The following is a 19409-nucleotide window of genomic DNA, read 5'->3' on the forward strand; positions in this document are numbered from 1 at the left end:
CGAATCGGCAACGAGATGCGCAGAGGGCTGGGCAACACGCGAGCGGTGCCGGAGCTCTTACGCGGCGGCGGGATGCACGGAGCGCAAGACAGCGCGCGAGCAATGCCGGTGCCCCGACGCATCGGTAGCAGGATGCGAGGGAGGCAGGGCAACACGCGAGCGGTGCGGGAGTCGGTGCGCGGCGGTAGCGAAGTGTGCGGATGAGTACGGCGGCGCGTGGGCAGGGGGGTGCGGGCGGGCAACCGCTTTCGGGTGGGGCCGAGGGGGCGGGCGAGGTGTGTCGGCCTGGCAGCGGTGGGCATGTGCGGCGGGGCGGGTCGGGGCGGCGGCGGGTCGGTGTGGTGTTGCGGTGGTTGTCGATTCGCTTGGAGTCGCACGGATTCGTGGGTAACGGCGCGCTGTCGCCCGCGGCGCGGCGGGAGCTGGCGGTTCGCGGGATCCCGGGCACGGCGACCGTGCTCGGGGTGCGGCCCCGGCGCACCGAACCGGGACACCGCTTCTGGGTTCGGGTGCAGGCGGAGGGGCAGCAGCCCTACGAGACTCGGGTGCGTCAGCGAGTGTCCGAGGCGGACCTGGAACTGATGCGGCCCGGCGACGTCGTCGGCTGCCGGGTCGACCCGGGCGACCGCGACCGCGTGCTGCTGTACGTGCCGAGCCCGGCGGAGGCGACCCGGGTGAGCATCTCCAAGATCCTCGCCAACGGTCGCCGCGCCGACGCCACGGTGCTCGCCGCCGCCCCCGTCGCGGCCGACTACGGCGGCCGCGACGATCCGGTCCTGCGGCTGGACCTGGAACTGCGGGCGTGGGACGAACCGCAACCGTGGCGAGTGCGCATCGTGCAGCCCGTCCCGCTCCCGTCGATCGAACTGGTGGACCTCGGCAGACATCTGGAGGTCGCGTTCTTCACCGTGGACCGGGGCGAGTCGGTCGCGGTGGACTGGGAGGCCTCCGCCGAGACGTGACCGGCGCCGAAACTACTTGCGCGCCACGTTCTCCCAGCCCGTGACCGAATCCGCCGGGCGCGGGTCCGGGCCGGTGTAGATGGCGGCCGGGCGGACCAGCTTGCCCAGCTTCTTCTGCTCCAGCACGTGCGCGCACCAGCCGGCCGTGCGGCCACAGGTGAACATCGCGGGCATCATGTGCGCCGGCACCTCGGCGAAGTCCAGGATCACCGCGGCCCAGAATTCGACGTTGGTCTCGATGGCACGGTCGGGACGCCGCTCCCGCAGTTCCGCGAGCGCGGCCTGCTCCAGCGCCGCGGCCACCTCGAAGCGCGGGGCGCCCAGCCGCTCGGCGGTGGCGCGCAGCACCCGGGCGCGCGGGTCCTCGGCCCGGTACACCCGGTGCCCGAAGCCCATCAGCTTCTCCTTGCGGTCCAGGATGCCCTTGACCAATGCCCGTGCGTCCCCGGTCTTCTCGACCTGTTCGATCATCGGGAGCACGCGCGCCGGGGCGCCGCCGTGCAGCGGGCCCGACATGGCGCCGATCGCGCCGGACAGGCACGCCGCGACGTCCGCGCCGGTGGACGCGATGACGCGGGCGGTGAAGGTGGAGGCGTTCATGCCGTGCTCGGCGGCCGACACCCAGTAGGCGTCGATGGCGTCGATGTGGCGCGGATCCGGGTCGCCCTGCCAGCGGACCATGAACCGTTCGGTGATGGTCTCGCACTCGTCGATCTTCCGCTGCGGCACCGCGGGCTGGTAGATGCCGCGCGCGGACTGCGCCACATAGGACAGCGCCATCACCGAGGCGCGCGCCAGGTTCTCCCGCGCGGTGTCGTCGTCGATGTCGAGCAGCGGCTGATAGCCCCAGATCGGCGCGAGCATGGCCAGCCCGGCCTGCACATCGACCCGGACGTCGCCGGTGTGCACCGGCAGCGGGAACGGCTCGGCCGGTGGTAGGCCCCGCCCGAACTCGCCGTCGACCAGCAGCGCCCACACATCGCCGAAGGTCACCTTGTTCGCGACCAGATCCTCGATGTCGACGCCCCGGTAGCGCAGCGCGCCACCGTCCTTGTCGGGTTCGGCGATGTCGGTGGTGAAAGCCACCACGCCTTCCAAACCGCTGACGAAATCGGGGGGTACGGCGGGGCCGGTAGAAGCCGCAGCACTGGCAGTCATGTTGTGACGCTCCTTGCAATTCGGGCCGCACGATGCGGGCGGCCACGCGGTATTCGATCCGGCGCTCGTGCGGTTTCGCGTGCCCTCACACGCTCTCCCCCGAAGGGCTCCCCACTCCCGCCGAATCCGATGCGACGTCGCCGGTCGCGGCCTGTTCCGACAAGCCGGACGCGCGCGTCGATCAGTAAGAACCTTAGTCCTTCGACTACCCCGGAGTAACGTCTGGCCCATGCGCGACGAGCAGAATTCACCTGGGGCAGCGGCGCGGCCCGAGGCCGCCGGAATCGACCCGGCGCTGCGGGCGCAGCTGGATATCGCGGCCATGCGGGCCGAGTACGGCGGCGACCCGGATCTGGACGAGTCGTGGCTGGTCGAGGGCTGGGAACCGCTGCTGCGCAGCTGGATCGAACAGGCCACCCGCGCCGGTATCGCCGAGCCCAACGCGATGGTGCTGGCCACCGTGGAACTCACCGACGCCGGCCCGCGCCCGGCCTCGCGGACCGTGCTGTGCAAGGGACTGTCGAGCGAGGGTGTGACTTTCTACACCAATTACGACTCCGCCAAGGGCAACCAGCTCGCGGCGGTCCCGCACGCCTCGATCACCTTCGCCTGGCCCGCGCTCGGCCGTCAGGTGACGCTCCGCGGCCCCGTCGCGACCGTGCCCTCGGAGGTGACCTCCGTGTACTGGCGATCGCGCCCCCGCAATTCGCAGCTGGGCGCGTGGGCGTCGCAGCAGTCGCGGCCGATCGCCTCCCGAGCGGACCTGGACAAGACGCTGACCGACGTCACCGCCCGGTTCGAGGGCGTGGAACAACTTCCGGTGCCCGCGAACTGGGGCGGCTATCTGCTGCGTCCCGAGCAGGTCGAGTTCTGGCAGGGTCGGCGCAGCCGGCTGCACAACCGGATCCGGATGCTGCTGGAGGCGGGCAATACCGATCCCTCCGCGATGAAGATCGAGCGCCTGCAGCCCTGACCACAAGCCTTGTAATCATGGGATGACTCACCGAAAATCGGTGACCGTGGCACTGTTCGCACCGATACCCTTCCCTCGGTGAAGCTCCTCGCGGACACCGCTCCGCTACACGATCGGGACTATCGCCGCCTGTGGGTCACGGGCATCGTCACGGTGATCGGCGCGCAACTGTCCGTGGTGGCGGTGCCGCAGCAGATCTTCGAAATCACCGGCAGCTCAGGGTATGTCGGCATGGCCGGGTTGTTCGGCCTGGTGCCGCTGGTCGCCTTCGGCCTGTGGGGCGGGGCGCTGGCCGACGTGATGGATCGGCGCAAGCTGCTACTGATCACCAGCGTCGGCACCGGCCTGACCGCGCTCGCGTTCTGGGCGCAGGCCGCGGCCGGACTGAACAACGTGTGGCTGGTGCTGGGCCTGTTCGCGGTGCAGCAGGCGTTCTTCGCGGTCAACCAGCCCACCCGGGCGGCGATCTTCCCCCGGCTGCTCCCGGCGGAACTGCTGCCGGCGGCCAATTCGCTCAACATGACGGTCATGCAGTTCGGCGCGATCGCCGGGCCGGTGCTGGCCGGCGCGCTGATCCCGGTGGCCGGACTGCGCACGCTGTATCTGCTCGACGCGGTGGCGCTGCTGGCCACGCTGTGGGCGGTGTGGCGGCTGCCCGCGGTGCCGCCGACGGGCACGCAGCGGCGGGCCGGGCTGCGCACCGTCATCGAGGGGTTCACCTATCTGGCGAGCCAACGCATCCTGCTGGCCTCGTTCGCGGTCGACATCATCGCGATGGTGTTCGGCATGCCCCGCGCGCTGTTCCCGCAGATCGCCCGCGACAGCTTCGGCGACCCGGCCGGTGGCGGCGTCGCGCTGGGCCTGCTGTTCGCGGCGATCTCGGCGGGCGCGGTCGCGGGCGGAGTCTTCTCCGGCTGGCTGAGCCACGTCCGGCGGCAGGGACTGGCCGTGGTGGTGTGCATCGCGCTGTGGGGGCTGGCGATGGTCGGGTTCGGGGTGGCGGTCGGCGCCGCGGGACACAGCCTGCCCGTCCGCACCGGATTGTGGATCGCGCTGGCCTGCTTGGCCTTCGGCGGCGCGGTCGACATGTTCTCGGCCGCGCTGCGGACAACCATGCTGCAGCAGGTGGCGACCGACGAGATGCGCGGCCGGCTGCAGGGCGTGTTCATCGTGGTGGTCGCGGGCGGGCCGCGGATCGGTGATGTTGCCCACGGTTTCGCGGCCGCCGCGCTGGGAACCGCCGTGGCCGCGGCCGGCGGCGGAGTGCTCGTGGTGATCGGGGTGGTGATCGCCGCCGCGGCGCTCCCGGCGTTCGTGCGGTATCGGGTCCCTCGCGCGCACGCCGAGGTCCCGGCGCCCTAGCGACACTCCGGCCTGCGATAATCACCTGCACGGCGCAGACCGTACGGTCGTCCCGGGGAGACTGCGCCATTACCATGCCGACACGGTCCGGCTCACCTCGCAGACAAGTGACCGTGAGGTAGTTAACGCCGACCCTCGCTGATCACCTGCACCACCCAGCGACTAGCGTTGAGGTAGGCGCATCGCACGCCGACCGCGTCGGTGCCTACGGTTCTAGCCTGAGAGGGATCCTTCCGTGCCCGCTGAGAACATCATCAACGTCGACGACGACGCCAAGCCGGTACTGTCCTACCCCGGTGGGGATTACGCCATGACGGTCGCCAAGGCCGCCGAGGGCAACGACGGGATCGAACTGGGCAAGCTGCTGGCCAGCACCGGATACGTCACCTACGACCCCGGTTTCACCAACACCGCGCCGACCAAATCGTCGATCACCTACATCGACGGCGAGGCCGGCATCCTCCGCTACCGTGGCTACCCGATCGAGCAGCTGGCCGCCGGCTCGAACTTCATCGAGGTCAGCTACCTGCTGATCTACGGCGAGCTGCCGACCCAGGCCCAGCTCGACGACTTCACCGACCGGATCCGGCGGCACACCCTGCTGCACGAGGATCTGAAGCGGTTCTTCGACGGCTTCCCGCGCAACGCGCACCCCATGCCGGTGCTGTCGTCCGCGGTGAACGCGCTGTCGGCCTACTACCAGGACTCGCTGGACCCTCGTGATCCGGAGCAGGTCGAGCTGTCCACCATCCGACTGCTGGCCAAGCTGCCCACCATCGCGGCGTACTCGTACAAGAAGTCGGTCGGCCAGCCCTTCCTCTACCCCGACAACTCGCTGTCGCTGGTGGAGAACTTCCTGCGGATGACCTTCGGCTTCCCGGCCGAGCCCTACGAGGTCGACCCCGAGGTCGCCGCCGCGCTGGACATGCTGCTGATCCTGCACGCCGACCACGAGCAGAACTGCTCCACCTCCACCGTGCGCCTGGTCGGCTCGTCGGACGCCAACCTGTTCACCTCGGTGTCCGGCGGTATCAACGCGCTGTGGGGCCCGCTGCACGGCGGCGCCAACCAGGCCGTGCTGGAGATGCTCGACGAGATCAAGGCCGGCGGCGGTGATGTGAAGGAATTCATCCGCAAGGTCAAGAACAAGGAAGACGGCGTGAAGCTCATGGGCTTCGGGCACCGCGTCTACCGCAACTACGACCCGCGCGCCACCATCGTCAAGAAGACCGCCGACCAGATCCTCGGCAAGCTCGGCGTGCAGGACCCGCTGCTCGACATCGCCAAGGCCCTCGAGGAGGCCGCGCTCACCGACGACTACTTCGTCGAGCGCCGCCTCTACCCGAACGTGGACTTCTACACCGGCGTCATCTACCGCGCCATGGGCTTCCCCACCCGCATGTTCACCGTCCTGTTCGCGATGGGCCGCCTTCCCGGCTGGATCGCGCACTGGCGCGAACTGCACACCGAGCCCATCAAGATCGGCCGCCCCCGCCAGATCTACACCGGCTACGGCGCGCGCGATTACGGCAACATCGACGGTCGCTGAGCCGTTTTCACGATTCCGCTCGCACCGAGGCCCGCTTCCGATGAGGAGGCGGGCCTCGGTGCGTTCCGGGCGCGCGCACAGAATCATTCCGTAGCAGGAGGCGATCCGGCTCGCGAGCGCACAGACTGGAAAAATCCTGTCCGGACAGGGAACTGAAGCCGGGCGGGTTCCGTCTAACCGGATGTAGAGGTCAAACGATCGATCGGCGGTTGGCGGATCGGTCTTGTGGAACCGTTCGGGGGAACATATGAAGTCGGCAACCATCAGCGTCCACCACGAGAGCCACAGCAGATCCGCGCGGCAGGAGTTCGCGCGACGGCTGGGCGCTCTGCACCGGGCCGCGGGGGCGCCCTCGTTGCGGAATGTCGCGATGCTGGCGCAGCAGCGAGCCGAGGAGGGCAGCGGTCAGGGGCGTTCGGCGCTCGCCTCGGCCCAGCGCATCAGCGACTGGATGAGCGGGCGCAACGTGCCCGCCAAGTTCGAATCGCTGCTTCCGGTGCTGCAGGTCTTGCACGCGCGGGCCCGGCGGCGCGGCGGCACCCCCGGCGAGGCGGCGCATCTGCGGGCCTGGCGGTCGCTGTGGGCGGCGGCCCGCACGGCGCCGATCGGGGAGCCCGTCGTCCCGGCGGCACAGCTCTACCCCGATTCCGGCGCGTATCGAGAGGAACACGAGTCGGTGTTTTTCGGCAGGCAGCGGGCACTGGCCGCGCTGCTGGAGTTGGTGCGCGCGTCGGCGAGTCCGCACCGATCGGCCGATCTCGTGGTGCTGACCGGCGCCTCGGGCATCGGCAAGTCGTCGCTGCTGCGGGCGGGATTGCTCGCGGTCCTGGCCACCGAGACGGACCGGTGGACGACGGCGATCACGAACCCCGGCGCCGACCCGGAGCGCACCTTGGCCCGAATCCTCACCGACACAGCCGATTTCGCGGACAACGCCGACGAGGACACCCCAATCCAGCCGGACCGGCGCCCGCTGCTGATCGTGGACCAGTTCGAGGAACTGTTCGACCCGAGCGTGGAACCCGCTGCGCGCGAACGCTTTCTGCTGTCGTTGAAGCGGCTGTGCGCCGTCGGCTCGGTCGTCGTCGCGGTGCGGTCCGACCATCTGGCCGACTGTGCGCAGTATCCCTGGCTCGCCCACGCGATCCAGCACAACAGTTTCACGCTGAATCCGATGACCCGCCAGGAACTCACCTCGGCGATCACCGGACCACCGCGGACGCGCGGCGTGACCGTGGACCCGGGAGTGGTGGAGCTGCTGCTCACCGCGCTCGAGACACCCCGGTACCCGACCGACCGTCAGCATGCCGACCCCGGTGTGCTCCCGGTCCTGCACGCCACCATGCGCTCGATGTGGTCGCGGCACACCGACAACCGGCTGGACGTCACCGGCTACCGCCGCGTCGGCGGGCCGGAGCGCACCGTGCGCACCGTCGCCGAGCAGGCGTGGACCCGCCTGACCTCCGACCAGCAGGCCGATGCCCGCCAGCTGCTGCTCGCGCTGGTCACCGTGCATCGCGACGGCAGTGTCACGCGCCGACGGCTGGCGGGCGCGGAGTTGCGCCGGATCGCCGGACAGACCGTGTCGGGCGTGCGGCTGGTCGACCGGCTGGTGCGCGAGCGCCTGATCACCGTCGACTACCGGCACGCCACGCTGGTACACGACACCCTGCTCGGCTGGGAACGCCTGTCCGGCTGGATCTCCGAACATCGCGCCGCGCTGCTGTGGCGTCACCGCATCGAGGACGACGCCGCGGAATGGGATGCCGCCGACCGCGATTCCGGGCTGCTGTATCGCAGCATCCGACTGACCTCCGCGGTCCGCCACGCCAGTCCGGCGCTGAGCGCGGTCGCCACCGAGTTCCTGCGGGCTTGCGCGCGGGCGGAGCTGGCCTCCCCGGAGGTCCGCGAGGAACTCAGCCACGAGCCGACGGAGGCGGGCGCACCGTCGCCCACCCGCCCACCGCGCGGCACCTCGGAGTTCATCAGGAGCTGACCATGACCGAACACCGAGACCCCGAGCGGGCCGCGGACGACCGATATTCCTTTCCGACAATGGAATTGCCGATGGTCGACCATCGCGTCCCCGGAGTGCTGGCCTGCCATACCGACCCCGGCCCGCTCTCCCCCGAACAGGCCCACCGCATCATGCAGCGCCATCTCGACTGCGGCGTCGACATCTGCCGGATGCGCCGCCGGGCCCGGCACACCCTGGTCGAGGCGAGGCTCATGGTGCTGGATCAGCGCGCGGAGCCCTGATCTCGCGTCGTAACCAGGAAATTGCCTGAGCATCGGCCAGACTGAGGGCATGGCCGCGCAACCACCTGCGGGAGAACACCGCCGGATGCCGCCCTGGCTGCCGCGCGCGATGGTGCTGGGTTTCGTGTTCCTCGGCCTGTTCGAACTGGCGGACTGGGCGTTCCACCGGTTGCTGGGAATTCTCGTCATCCTGCTGGTGGCGTTCTTCGTGTCGCTGGCGATGGAGCCCGCGGTCGGCATTCTGGTGGGCCGCGGCATGCCCCGGGGCCTGGCCACCGGTCTGGTGTTCGTCGCCGTATTCGCCTGCGTCGCAGGCTTTATCGCGGCACTCGCGACGCTGTTGGTGGAGACCGTGAGCAACCTGGCGAACGAGGCGCCGCAGCTGATCAACGACCTCGTCGACTGGGTCAACCGGACGTTCCACCAGAATTTCACGCTGCACGAGCTGTCCGACCGGCTGCTGCGTGACTCCGACATCATCAACGGCTACGCCTCGCGAGCGGCGAACAACGTGTGGGGCGTGTCGAGCACCATCCTCGGCGGGCTCGCCCAATTCCTGACCATCGCGCTGTTCAGCGTCTACCTGACCGCGGACGGCCCCCGGCTGCGCCGCGCGCTGTGCTCGCTGCTGCCACCGGAACGGCAGGACACCGTGCTGCACGCCTGGGATCTGGCGATCGAGAAGACCGGCGGCTACCTGTACTCCCGCGCTCTGCTGGCGGTGATCTCCGCGGTCGCGCACGGCGCGTTCCTGGCGATTCTGGGACTGCCGAACGCGGTGGCGCTGGGCGTCTGGTTCGGTGTGATCGCCTCGTTCGTGCCGACCGTCGGGACCTATATCGCGGGCGTGCTGCCGGTGCTGGTGGCGCTGACCATCCGGCCGATCGACGCGGTGTGGATCGTGCTGTTCTCGATCGTCTACCAGTGGTTCCAGGACTATCTACTGCAACCGCGGATCACCCAGCGCACGGTCGACGTGCACGCGGCCATCGCGCTGCTGGCGGTGCTGGCCGGTGGCGCGCTGCTCGGCGCGGTGGGTGCGCTGCTGGCCATCCCCGCCACCGCGACCGTGCAGGCATTTCTCGGTGAGTACGTGAAACATTATGCGGTAGAAGAGGATCCACGCATCGAACGCACCACGTCGGCCCGCAGGCGGCGGCGAAAAGCCGCAGCCGAGCGTGACAGCTCAGCCGAGTAGCCGCCAACATACTTGCCGCACTGTTCGATTCGAGCGCAGCCCGACTCGAGCGGCGTCCGATTCGACCGACAAGCGGTTGTTAAGCGGACGGGAAGCCCGCTCGCGCACAGTAGTTTCCGCGAGGGCGAAACCTCGCACACCCGGCCCGCGTCGCGCCGGACTGTCGGCTGGGAGGGGACGACAGGCCGGACAGGTCACCGATGCGGGCCGGGCCCGGCTTTCGGACGCGCGGAGTGGCCAGTGCGGGCAACGGGGCCCGTACGACATCGGAGTCCGGCCACTCCGCGCTCCGGAACGAGGCGCCGGCGCGTTAATCGGGTGCGTCGGCGCGGGTGCGCGTGCGATCGTCGACCCATGGCGATCGCATCCGACATCACCCTGAGGACGCCGACCGAGGCGGATCTGGCCGCGACCGGGGCACTGCTGATCAATGCGTTCGGCGGTCCACCGGAACCCGAGATGGAGCGGGCCTTCACCGAGCAGAGCCCCAGACTGTTCCCGCTCGAGCGCCGGATCGTGGCGGTCGCGGGTGACCGGATCGTCGGCCACACCCAGGACACCACCATGACACTCACGGTGCCGGGCGGACGCACCGTACCGGCGAACGGCGTCGCGGGCGTGGCGGTGGCGCCCACGCACCGGCGGCGCGGCATCCTGCGCGCGATGTACACCGAGATGCACCGGCGGGCCGAGGCCGCGGGGCTGCCGCTCACCATCTTCACCGCCAGCGAGGGCACCATCTACGGTCGCTTCGGATACGGTCCCGCCGCCATCGAGAACCGGGTGTCGATCGACCGCCGGTTCGCCGAATTCCGGCCGACCACACCGGATCCCGGCGGCGTAGAGCTGACCCCGATGAACGACGACGTGGCCGTGGTCATCACCCGTCTCTACGACCGCTGGCGGCGACTGACTCCCGGCGCTCAGGAGCAGCCGGATCCGGCGTGGCAGCTGAAGCTCGCGCGTTTCGGCGCCGCGCGGGGACTGTTCACACTCGTCCACGCCGACGGGTACGCGCTGTATCGGCACGAGCGGTCCGAGGCCGGGCTGGGAGTCGACGTGCTCGAGCTGCGAGCGGTCACCACCGAGGCGCACGCCGCGCTCTGGCGCGTGCTGCTCGGCCTCGACCTGGTCCGCACCGTGGAGGCCACCCTCGGCACCGACGACCCGCTGCCGTACCTGCTCACGGACCCGCGACTGGTCCGTACCACCGGACGCTGGGACGGGCTGTGGCTGCGGGTCATGGACGTCCCGGCCGCGCTGTCGGCCCGCGAATACAACGGTGATCTGAGCCTCGTACTACAGGTACACGACCCGTTCGGCGCCGCCGGCGGGACCTTCGCCCTGCGCATGCGCGACGGTGTCGCCGCATGCGAGCCCACCACCGGGGCGCCCGATGTCGAACTCGGCATCGACGTGCTCGGCAGCATGTATCTGGGTGCGCACCCCGCCCGCGCGTTCGCGGCGGCAAACCGGCTGCGGGCCAAGGATTCCGGCCACGTGCACGCACTCGACGCGGCCTTCGCCGCGGACCGGGCGGCGGAGCTGGGCTGGTTCTTCTGATCATCGGTGCGGGCAACGGATGGTGGCGACGGTAGCCGGGCGCTCGCGGGCCTGGCATGCTGGAGGCGTGACCCTGATCCGGTTCGTCCTGAATGTGCTGTGGCTGGTGTTCGCCGGTTTCTGGATGGCCGTGGGCTACCTGGTGGCAGGCATCGTCTGCTGCATCCTGATCGTCACGATCCCGTTCGGCATCGCGTCGTTCCGCATCGCGGCTTACGTGCTGTGGCCGTTCGGACGGGAAGTCGTGGCGCGGCCGGATGCCGGGGCGCCGTCCCTGGTCGGCAATGTCGTCTGGGTCATCTTCGCCGGGTGGTGGCTGGCACTGGGGCACCTGCTCACCAGCATCCCGCTGTTCGTCTCGATCATCGGGATTCCGTTCGGCTGGGCCAATCTCAAGCTCATCCCCGTGTCGCTGATGCCGCTCGGGCGCGAGATCGTGCCCAGCGAGGGAGCGTTCGCCCGCTGAGGGCTATTCGGATTCGGCCACAATCTGTTTCATGATGTCGACGGCGTCGTCGAGCACCCGCAGCTGGTCGGAACTCAGCCCGGCCAACTGCTCGGTCATCCAGGCCTCGCGGGCACTGTTCTCGTCCTGGATCAGCGCCCGGCCGGCCTCCGACAGCGACACGATGATCTGACGGCCGTCGGTGGGGTGCGGGTCCCGTTTCACCAGTTGCAGTTCCGCCAGGGAGGCGATCACGCGCGTCATCGACGGCGGCTGCACCCTTTCCTTCGCGGCCAGGGCCCCCGGCGTCATCGCACCCTCGCGGTTCAGTGTCGCCAGCGCCGACAGCTGGGTCAGCGAAATCTGCGCATCGGCACGGCGGCCCCGTAGATGTCGCGTCAGACGCACGACCGTCAGCGAGAGTTCGGCCGCCAGCGCACGTATGTCGGAAGGCGTTGTCACAGAGCCAAACGATACGGGACGGCTCAGACAGGAGACGCGTGTTCACGCCGTATGGTGGACAACGTGATCCAGAAAGTGCCGGAGATTCCGCCGCGGCTGACCGACCCCCGTCCCGTGCTGGCGGTCGGGTCGGTGCTGTGGGCCGTCGCGACGGTACTGGTGTGGGTCAACGCCGATTGGGCCTATGCGCGGCCGGTCTGCCTGATGGGCTTGGCGGTCGGATTGCTCGGATACACCATCTTCGCCATCCAGCGCCGCGGTGCGCGGCGGGGCGACAAGGGCGCCCAGACGGGACTGTAAGCGTTTCAACTCACCTCTTGGTCATGCGTCCATGAAGGCCTTCCGCGGCACGCGAATTGACTGCACGGCTCATTCCCGCTTAACTGCGTTGAGTGTCCTCCCGATTGAGCGTCGAAGAACGTCGAGCCCACCTTATCGAGGCGGCCATCGGACTCGCCGAAAAAAAGGGTGTAGCTGGTGTGACCACACGCGATGTGGCTCAGGCAGCCGGAGTTTCGCTCGGTGTGGTGCATTACTGTTTCGAAAACAAGGACGCGCTGATGACCGAGTTGGTCAAGGCGTTGTCGATGGAATTACGCGATTCCGTAGAGACCAACGAAACGGTCTGGCAGGACGTCGGAAGTGGAAAAGAATCGCTTCAAAGTTTGGTGCGCGCAAGCCTCGAACTTCTGTGGTTGAACATCGAAGCCACGCCAGAACGACAGTTGCTGACCTACGAAACCACGACCTACGCGCTGCGCGAAAGCGAACAGACACCGGCGAAACTCGCCATCGCCCGCGAGCAGTACGCCTTCAACGATTCCACCGTCGGGGATGTGCTCGAGCACGCCCGTGACGCGACCGGGACCGAGTGGCGCGTGCCCGTGCCGACGCTGAGCCGATTCACGTTGTCGGTGATCGACGGGATCGTGTTGCGGTGGCTGGTGGACAACGACAGTGCCGCGGTGCGCGGGCAGCTGGATGTCCTGGCGGAGATGATCACCTCTTACAGCGTTTGATGGCGCCGCCTTCGGCGTCGCGGGTTCGGGGCGCCCTGTGGCTCGGTTTTCGGGTGCCGCTGCTGGCTCCTTCGTCGCTTCGCAGCGGCACCCGAAAACCGAGCCGCGCCCCAAACCATCGGGAATTACTTGGGAGTTGTAGTGGGGGTTGGGGTTTCGGCTATTGGGGTAGGTGGTTGATCGGGTGGCGGCGCAGGTGGGTGGTGTGGCCCTCGATCCACCAGGGGACGTCTGTGGTGGTCTCGTATGCGCCGGACAGGCGGACCTGGAGGCGGTTGTGCAGGACCAAGGGGCCGTCGGGGGTGGGGTGGCCGGATTGCAGGCGCAGGACGACGCCGAGCGGTTCGGCTGCCCAGCTGGTCAGCGTGCCTTCGCCGAGCACTTCGGCGGTGACGGCCTCCGATACCAACGGCAGGTCGAGGAGGGTGGCCAGCGCGGGGGCGGTGTCGATGTCCCCGGCTACCAAGCGGTTCGGGGGGATGGCCAGGCCGTAGCAGGGATGGTCCAGCACCAAGGCTTCGGCGGGGTCGATCACCGCGCCCGACAGTGCGCGCACGCGCTCGGGGAGGGCTAGTTCGTCGAGGTCCAGCCGGTCCAGCACGGCGGCGAGGCGGCGGTGGGCCGTGGCGATCGCGGCGGGCGAGGGCGTCAGGCTCGGATCGGCGAGGGCGTCCAGCAGCGCGGCGGCCAGGTCCGGTGTGATGGTTTCCGGATCGGCCAGGACCGCGCGCAGGGCATCGAGTTCGGCGGGGGTGAATCCGGCCGGATCCGGCAGCAGGTCGGCGAATACCGGGTCGTCGGGCGCGCGGAACAGGCCGAGCGGCCGGCCGTCGATGTGGGCGTGGCGGCGCAGCCACCAGGCGGTGTAGCCGTCGGGGTCGGCGAGCAGGCGGCGGGTCGCGGGCTCGGACAGCAACAGCCGCAAGGCATTCGGCCATGCGGCGTCGTCCACCAGGTCCAGGTCTCGGACGGCGGCGAACTCCGGCGGGTCCTCCGGCAGGCTCGCCCACCAGTGCTCTTCGTCGTCGAGTTGATGATCCGGGCCCGTGGGGTCGCTCTCGGAGACGACGGAGAAGCCCCAGCCGACACCCACGGCGCGCAGCGGCGCGGCGCCGTGACGCTCGGCGAACTCGGAATCCACCGTGCCGAACGGGGAATCGGGCACCAGCACCGCGGCCAGCGGGGCGCCGGGCAGCAACAGTTCGTCCGCCGGCAGGGTGACGCCGGTGTCGTCGGGCAGCTCGAGCAGGCCCAGCCAGGACGGCAGACCGGCCGCGTCGGGGCCGGTGGCCGAGGTCAGCTGTGCGGCCAAACCCAGTACGGCGTCGACGGTTTCGGGGTCGCCCGGCTCGTGTTCCAGTTCCGCTCGCAGCGCCGGGTCCGCGAGCAGGTCCCCGGCCGTGACCGGGCGGGCGCCCAGCCGGGCCAGCAGTTCGTGTGCGGCCTCGGGGTGCACCAGGCGTGCCCATCGCACGGGAATCGGCACGGCCAGCCGGTCATCCAGCACCACCGTGCGCGGGCCGGTGACGAGACGCCCGTCGGCCAGCGGGACCGCCAGCGCGCCCAGTTCCTCGACCGCCAGCGGATCGGCGACGAAGGGCTCCAGCGCGTCGTAGAGCGAATACCACCACTGCGGAGGACGTTCCAGGCCGATCGACAACTCCGCTATCCGGGCCAGGCCGATGCGGTGCACGTCGAGCACGGCCAGCGCCTCCGACGCGGTCCGGCCGGACAGCTCCGGAATGACCAGCGGGCCGATGACATCCGCCAGGAGGGTGGCCAATTCCGCTGTGACACCGGTGAATACGCTCGCGCGCTGCGGTGCGGCGGTGGTCTCCGGCCGGGACCGGCCGTGCTCGTCGACCACGGGCAGCCAGGATGCGGTGCGGAGTTCGGCGGTCAGGGCCTCGCGCAGCAGTCCGTCGGTCTCGCTGCGGGCGAAGCCGGGTGCGGGCACCAGGACCAGGCGGTCGCGCGGCGGCAGGGCGCGCGCGAAATCGGCGTAGCCGTCGGCCAATTCGGCTATCCGCGCGCCCGGCAGCACGCGGCGGCGGTCCGGTTGCATCGGAATGTCGGCGATGAGCAGGGCGGGGAGGGACAGTTCTTCGTCGGAGCGGGTGGGGGCGCGCAGGACATCCGGTTCCACGGGGTGCGGACGGCCGTCGCGTACGGGAAGCAGCCAGCGTGAGCGGCCGGTGGAGTACTGCCACCAGGTCTCGTCCCGGCCGGGGCCGGTGATCCGCAGTTCCCGCACACCTGTATCGAGTGTGGTTACGGCGCTGGTGATTTCGTCGTCGCCGATCCGGATGAGTTGCAGCGCGGGTAGTTCCAGGAGCAGGTCGGCCGCCTCGGCGCGCATCGCGGCGAGAAGTTCCGGTGCGTCGACGTCGGGGCGCAACCGGATCACGATCTCGCTGTCGTAACCCGAGGCGGGAGCCGAGTCGCTCGGCCAGGCCAGCCGCAGGGCCGGTGGGACGAAGTCGGTGTCGTCGGGGAGGCGAATGCCGTTACCGCGCAATTCGTTCCAGGTCGCGGAACGGGAGAAGCGCACCGATCCGGTGGTGGACCGGAATTCGATCTCGTCGCCGACGGCGAGCACGGCGGTGAAACCCACTCCGAACCTGCCCACCGACGACGCGGCGCCCGGTTTCGCCGACACGCGCAACGCCGTCAGCGCGTGCACGCCCGAGATATCCAGCGGGACACCGGTATTGGCGATATGCAGGTCGGCGCCCGCGAGCCGCACCACGAGCCGGCCGGGCACCGCCGCTTTGGCCGCGGCATCGGCGGCATTCTGCGCCAGCTCGGTCAGCAGGCGATCACGGTAACCGGCACGTACCAGGTCGGCCTCGGTGGCGGCGTCTTCCCGCAGCCGCGTCGGCGAATCCCGCCAGGCCGCCAGCACCCCCGCGCGCAGCGCCGCCGTCTCGAACGGATCGGCGCCCGCTCCCTCGGCGCTCAGCGCTCCCCCGCCGACCCGGACTCGCCATGCTCCACCCGCACCGCCGAAACACCCCACCCATCGCTGTACTGCCCCGCGCCCCGAGCGCCCCCCGACTCCTCACCTTCCCGAACCTCGGACACCACAGCCCCTACCTCAGCCACAGCCTCCGCAACCTCCCCACTCCCCGAACCGGACCCCGCCCCGCCGGAGCCCTCCGCACGCACATCATCGTCCACAGCATCCGTATCCGACCCCACCGCACCCACTTCCGGCGAGGCGTCCGACACGGACCCGGCAGCGCCGGTCACATCCGACGGTTCCGAGCGCGTGGTGTCATCCGCTGCATCTGCACCCGACACAGCCGCACTCGGCTGCACGACCTCACCGACTGCACCGGACCCGGCAGCGACGTCATCAGCCGCCGCTGACTCGGCGGTATCGGACGCACTCGCCGGCACATCCTCATCGGCCGCCATGGTTCCGGCGGCACCGTCATCAACCACCGCCGACTCCGCGGGGGCGTCGGCGGCCGACGCGGACCCGGCAAGACCGTCATCAGCCGACACGGGCTCGGCAGCACCGTCGACGGCCGTCGTGGACTCGGCGGTGTCGGACTCACCATGCGGCGCAATCCCATTCGCTACCTCGGACGCGACAACTTCGTCATCAACCGCCGCAGACTCGGCGACAACGCTGTTATCCGCAACGGACTCGGCGGTATCGGATGTGACGGACCGGTCCGTGCCCGCGGCGTCGTCCGTGGTGGACAGCGGGGCGGTCGGTTCGGGCGTCGTGGGCGAAGGGTCGGATACGCCCGCGGCGCTGTCCGCGCGCACGGCATCGTCCACGGCGTCGGTGTTCCGAGCCGCCGCGTCGAGGCTTGCCGTGGGTGCCTCGCCAGCGGAATTGTCCGTGGCGGCGGTATCTGTTGCCGCCGTTTCGGATTGCGCCGCACCCGCGTCGGGGGTCGCTTCCGCACCCACATCCGCCGATGTCTCGGCACCTGCGGAAATCTCAGCACCTGGCGAAGCCTCAGCACCTGACGACATCTCAGCGACCTGCGAAGCCTCAGCACCCGCCGACACCTCAGCGCTCGGCTGCGCCTCAACATCCGCCGACACCTCAGCACCCGCCGACACCTCAGCGCTCGGCTGCGCCTCAACATCCGCCGACACCTCAGCACTCGCCGACGCCTCATCGTCGGCCGACACCTCAGCACTCGGCGACGCCTCAGCGTCCGTCGAAGCCTCGGCGCCCTTCGAAGTCTCGTGACCCGCCGACGCCTCAGTGGCGTTGTGCGAGATGGATTGGGGGTTGGCCACATCCGACCCCGCGGCGTTGTCCGGGACGGCCTCAGCGACCTCCGGAGACGCCACCGTGGACGGTTGAGGCTCGGTGGCCAGGGAGTCCGTGGCGACATCGGTCGATTGGGCGGGGCGGGGCTCGTCGGTAACGGACAGGGATGCTTGGGCGTCGGCTTCCAAGCCGGGCTCCCGGCCCGTTTCCGGGCGGTCGCCGGTCACCGCGGCGCTGGTGTCCGCCGCGGCATCGGCGGGGTCCACCACGGTCGAAGCCGCCTCACCGGTGGTCTCCACGGGCGAGGCACCCGTCACCGCACTCGCGCGATTCTCGGACTCGCCCTCGTCAGCCGCCCCACCGGCAACAGCCGATTCAGCAGCCTCCCCGGCGGCGGCAACCGGATCGGTATCCGGCGACTCCTCCGCAATAGACGACTCGGCAACGGCAGGCGACTCGACACCGGCAACGGAATCGCCTTGCGCGGTGCCGTTCTGTACCGATCCGGCTTCCTCCCGCTCAGCACGCCCGGACTCGACAAAGCCCGACCGCGCGACATCTTCGGACGGCTCGTCGTGCCCGGACCCTGCCTCCTCGACACGCCCGGACTCTGCGGGCTGCTGTTCGGGAGTGGGGCGGAGTTGGGCGGTGGGGACGATTTCGACGGCGGCGTCGTCGTAGGCCTCGTAGAGAGGGGAACCGCCGCCGGTGGGGAGGACGGTGTCGGAGTGTGCGCCGCAACCGTATTCGGCGTGGACGACGTGGCCGTCGGCGCCCATGGCGTTGGAGCAGACGCCGAAGGCGGCGCGTAGGGCGCCGGCCAAGGGCACGAAGAAGCCGCAGACGCCGCAGGTGGCGGGGGCGGCGCGGGCCATGTCGGTGTCGGGGCCGTATTCGGTGTACCAGCGTTCGGCGGCCTCTTCGCGGCCCTCGCGGCTGAGCACCCGGCTGCGGCCCAGGCCGATCTCCTCGGCTACCTCGTCGACCACCGGGTCGCCGGTGATCAGGTACCCGGGGACCAGACGCGGGTCGTCGGGCTGCGAGGCCAGGAGATCGCCGGGCGCGAGGTCGCCGGGGCGCACCCGCTGGTCCCACGGCACGAACTCCGGGGCGACCAGCGCGTCCGGCCCGGGCAGCAGGGCGGACTCACTGACCGTCGCGTACTCGGCCTCCGGCGGCGCCGCCACCACCACGGCCCACTGCCAACCGGCATAGCCGGGCAGGGTGGCCGCGAAGTGGTGCGTGGCCGCACACTCGTCTTCCGCGGTGACGCCCAGATGCTCGCCGACACCCGTCGGCTGCAGCTCCGAGAGCGCACGACGAGCCAGGTCGACCGCCTCCGCGAGGATCGGTCGCACACCGGACTCCGAAACAGATACTGCGCTCACGTCCTACATTTTGCCGTATGAAGCGCAAACGCCGTGCGTGGGCCGCGACCGGACCGATCTTGCTGGCCGCGGTGGCCACCGGAACCGTCGCCTGTGACCGGTCGGACAGCGCTCCGCCGCTGCGTGTCGAGGTGGTGGCGACCCGCCCGCACGACCGCGCCGCTTTCACCGAGGGCCTCGAAATCCACGACGGCCTCCTCTACGAGAGCACCGGTCTCGAGGGCCGCTCCGATGTCCGCGCCACCGACCTGACGAACGCGGGCCGCACCGCGCGCGCCGACCTGCCCGCCGAATACTTCGGTGAGGGCATCACCCGGGCGGGCTCGATTGTGTGGCAACTCACCTGGAAGGACGAAACCGCCTTCGCCCGCGACCCGATCACCCTGGCCGAGCGCGCCCGCGTCCACTACGACGGCGAGGGCTGGGGCCTGTGCACCCGCGGCGACCGCCTGGTCATGAGCGACGGCAGCGACACCCTCACCTTCCGCGACCCCGCCACCTTCGCGGCGGTCGGCTCGATCCGGCTCACCAGCCACCGCAACGCGAGACTCAACGAACTGGATTGCGCCGCAGATGGTTCCGTATACGCCAACGTCTGGCACACCGACCACATCCTGCGCATCGATCCCGACAGCGGCGAGGTGCTGGGCGACATCGACGCGGGCGGACTGCTGTCTCCCGCCGAGCGCGCCGGTGTCGACGTGCTCAACGGGATCGCCCAGATTCCCGGCACCGATCGGTTCCTGATCACCGGCAAGTACTGGCCGACGCTGTTCGAGGTTCGCTTCGTCCCGGCGTGAACGGCCCGGCGGGACGCCCCATAGACTCGTT

General features: G+C 70.0%; 15 protein-coding genes and 1 pseudogene. 12 read left to right on the forward strand and 4 right to left on the reverse strand.

The annotated features are described in order from the left end of the window. Nucleotides 1-353: 353 nt before the first annotated feature. On the forward strand, nucleotides 354-962 hold the full coding sequence (locus tag ACFMRZ_RS19000) for a hypothetical protein (protein WP_400180202.1): 609 nt from the start codon (nucleotides 354-356) through the stop codon (nucleotides 960-962). Nucleotides 963-974: 12 nt separating this feature from the next. On the opposite strand, the gene ACFMRZ_RS19005 is transcribed toward ACFMRZ_RS19000, so the two are convergent. Then, nucleotides 975-2120: a citrate synthase 2 gene (locus ACFMRZ_RS19005; RefSeq protein WP_280271127.1), complete on the reverse strand. Its 1146-nt coding sequence runs from the start codon at nucleotides 2118-2120 to the stop codon at nucleotides 975-977. Between the two features lie 322 nt (nucleotides 2121-2442). Here ACFMRZ_RS19005 and pdxH point away from each other — a divergent pair, with 322 nt between their 5' ends. From pdxH to ACFMRZ_RS19045, 8 genes are all read left to right on the forward strand, one after another. Continuing rightward, a complete protein-coding gene (pdxH, locus tag ACFMRZ_RS19010; protein WP_280362433.1) occupies nucleotides 2443-3093 on the forward strand; it encodes a pyridoxamine 5'-phosphate oxidase in 651 nt (216 codons plus the stop codon). Between the two features lie 78 nt (nucleotides 3094-3171). Next, nucleotides 3172-4455 (forward strand): MFS transporter, encoded by a 1284-nt coding sequence (locus ACFMRZ_RS19015; RefSeq protein ID WP_280271128.1) that lies wholly within the window; start codon nucleotides 3172-3174, stop codon nucleotides 4453-4455. Nucleotides 4456-4690: 235 nt separating this feature from the next. Continuing rightward, nucleotides 4691-6004 (forward strand): citrate synthase, encoded by a 1314-nt coding sequence (locus ACFMRZ_RS19020; protein ID WP_400180203.1) that lies wholly within the window; start codon nucleotides 4691-4693, stop codon nucleotides 6002-6004. Nucleotides 6005-6251: 247 nt separating this feature from the next. After that, nucleotides 6252-8000, forward strand: coding sequence for an ATP-binding protein (locus ACFMRZ_RS19025; RefSeq protein WP_400180204.1), 1749 nt, complete (start codon nucleotides 6252-6254; stop codon nucleotides 7998-8000). A gap of 2 nt (nucleotides 8001-8002) precedes the next feature. Continuing rightward, nucleotides 8003-8263 carry a hypothetical protein gene (locus tag ACFMRZ_RS19030; RefSeq protein WP_400180205.1) on the forward strand — a complete coding sequence of 87 codons (261 nt, stop codon included), beginning with the start codon at nucleotides 8003-8005 and terminating at the stop codon, nucleotides 8261-8263. A 49-nt stretch (nucleotides 8264-8312) separates the two neighbouring features. Continuing rightward, complete coding sequence (locus ACFMRZ_RS19035; RefSeq protein ID WP_400180206.1) at nucleotides 8313-9461, forward strand: AI-2E family transporter; 1149 nt, start codon at nucleotides 8313-8315, stop codon at nucleotides 9459-9461. 354 nt (nucleotides 9462-9815) lie between these two features. After that, on the forward strand, nucleotides 9816-11024 hold the full coding sequence (locus ACFMRZ_RS19040; RefSeq protein WP_400180207.1) for a GNAT family N-acetyltransferase: 1209 nt from the start codon (nucleotides 9816-9818) through the stop codon (nucleotides 11022-11024). A gap of 76 nt (nucleotides 11025-11100) precedes the next feature. Next, nucleotides 11101-11490, forward strand: coding sequence for a YccF domain-containing protein (locus ACFMRZ_RS19045; RefSeq protein ID WP_400182905.1), 390 nt, complete (start codon nucleotides 11101-11103; stop codon nucleotides 11488-11490). A gap of 3 nt (nucleotides 11491-11493) precedes the next feature. On the opposite strand, the gene ACFMRZ_RS19050 is transcribed toward ACFMRZ_RS19045, so the two are convergent. Further along, entirely contained in the window at nucleotides 11494-11931 is a 438-nt protein-coding gene (locus tag ACFMRZ_RS19050; protein ID WP_280271135.1) for a MarR family transcriptional regulator, read from the reverse strand. A 51-nt stretch (nucleotides 11932-11982) separates the two neighbouring features. Here ACFMRZ_RS19050 and ACFMRZ_RS19055 point away from each other — a divergent pair, with 51 nt between their 5' ends. Then, nucleotides 11983-12231, forward strand: a complete 249-nt coding sequence (locus ACFMRZ_RS19055; RefSeq protein ID WP_400180208.1) for a DUF2530 domain-containing protein — start codon at nucleotides 11983-11985, stop codon at nucleotides 12229-12231. Nucleotides 12232-12335: 104 nt separating this feature from the next. Continuing rightward, complete coding sequence (locus ACFMRZ_RS19060) at nucleotides 12336-12950, forward strand: TetR/AcrR family transcriptional regulator (protein WP_280362418.1); 615 nt, start codon at nucleotides 12336-12338, stop codon at nucleotides 12948-12950. Nucleotides 12951-13110: 160 nt separating this feature from the next. Here ACFMRZ_RS19060 and ACFMRZ_RS19065 read toward each other — a convergent pair whose 3' ends face one another. Together ACFMRZ_RS19065 and ACFMRZ_RS19070 are read right to left on the reverse strand one after the other, a co-directional pair. Continuing rightward, nucleotides 13111-15855 carry a sacsin N-terminal ATP-binding-like domain-containing protein gene (locus ACFMRZ_RS19065; RefSeq protein WP_400182906.1) on the reverse strand — a complete coding sequence of 915 codons (2745 nt, stop codon included), beginning with the start codon at nucleotides 15853-15855 and terminating at the stop codon, nucleotides 13111-13113. 1984 nt (nucleotides 15856-17839) lie between these two features. Next, nucleotides 17840-18578: pseudogene (locus ACFMRZ_RS19070) on the reverse strand (DUF3027 domain-containing protein); the annotation flags it as partial. 17 nt (nucleotides 18579-18595) lie between these two features. Here ACFMRZ_RS19070 and ACFMRZ_RS19075 point away from each other — a divergent pair. After that, nucleotides 18596-19378 (forward strand): glutaminyl-peptide cyclotransferase, encoded by a 783-nt coding sequence (locus ACFMRZ_RS19075; protein WP_400180210.1) that lies wholly within the window; start codon nucleotides 18596-18598, stop codon nucleotides 19376-19378. Nucleotides 19379-19409 lie beyond the last annotated feature (31 nt).

Origin of the sequence: Nocardia sp. N2S4-5 (assembly GCF_044628355.1) — a bacterium.
GTDB lineage: Bacteria > Actinomycetota > Actinomycetes > Mycobacteriales > Mycobacteriaceae > Nocardia > Nocardia wallacei_B.

Excerpts from the sequence above, each read along its gene's own strand:
- ACFMRZ_RS19005 (WP_280271127.1), bottom strand. The coding sequence starts at position 2,120 with ATGACTGCCAGTGCTGCGGCTTCTACCGGCCCCGCCGTACCCCCCGAT.
- pdxH (WP_280362433.1), top strand. The coding sequence starts at position 2,443 with ATGCGGGCCGAGTACGGCGGCGACCCGGATCTGGACGAGTCGTGGCTG.
- ACFMRZ_RS19025 (WP_400180204.1), top strand. The coding sequence starts at position 6,252 with ATGAAGTCGGCAACCATCAGCGTCCACCACGAGAGCCACAGCAGATCC.
- ACFMRZ_RS19030 (WP_400180205.1), top strand. The coding sequence starts at position 8,003 with ATGACCGAACACCGAGACCCCGAGCGGGCCGCGGACGACCGATATTCC.
- ACFMRZ_RS19035 (WP_400180206.1), top strand. The coding sequence starts at position 8,313 with ATGGCCGCGCAACCACCTGCGGGAGAACACCGCCGGATGCCGCCCTGG.
- ACFMRZ_RS19040 (WP_400180207.1), top strand. The coding sequence starts at position 9,816 with ATGGCGATCGCATCCGACATCACCCTGAGGACGCCGACCGAGGCGGAT.
- ACFMRZ_RS19055 (WP_400180208.1), top strand. The coding sequence starts at position 11,983 with ATGGTGGACAACGTGATCCAGAAAGTGCCGGAGATTCCGCCGCGGCTG.
- ACFMRZ_RS19075 (WP_400180210.1), top strand. The coding sequence starts at position 18,596 with ATGAAGCGCAAACGCCGTGCGTGGGCCGCGACCGGACCGATCTTGCTG.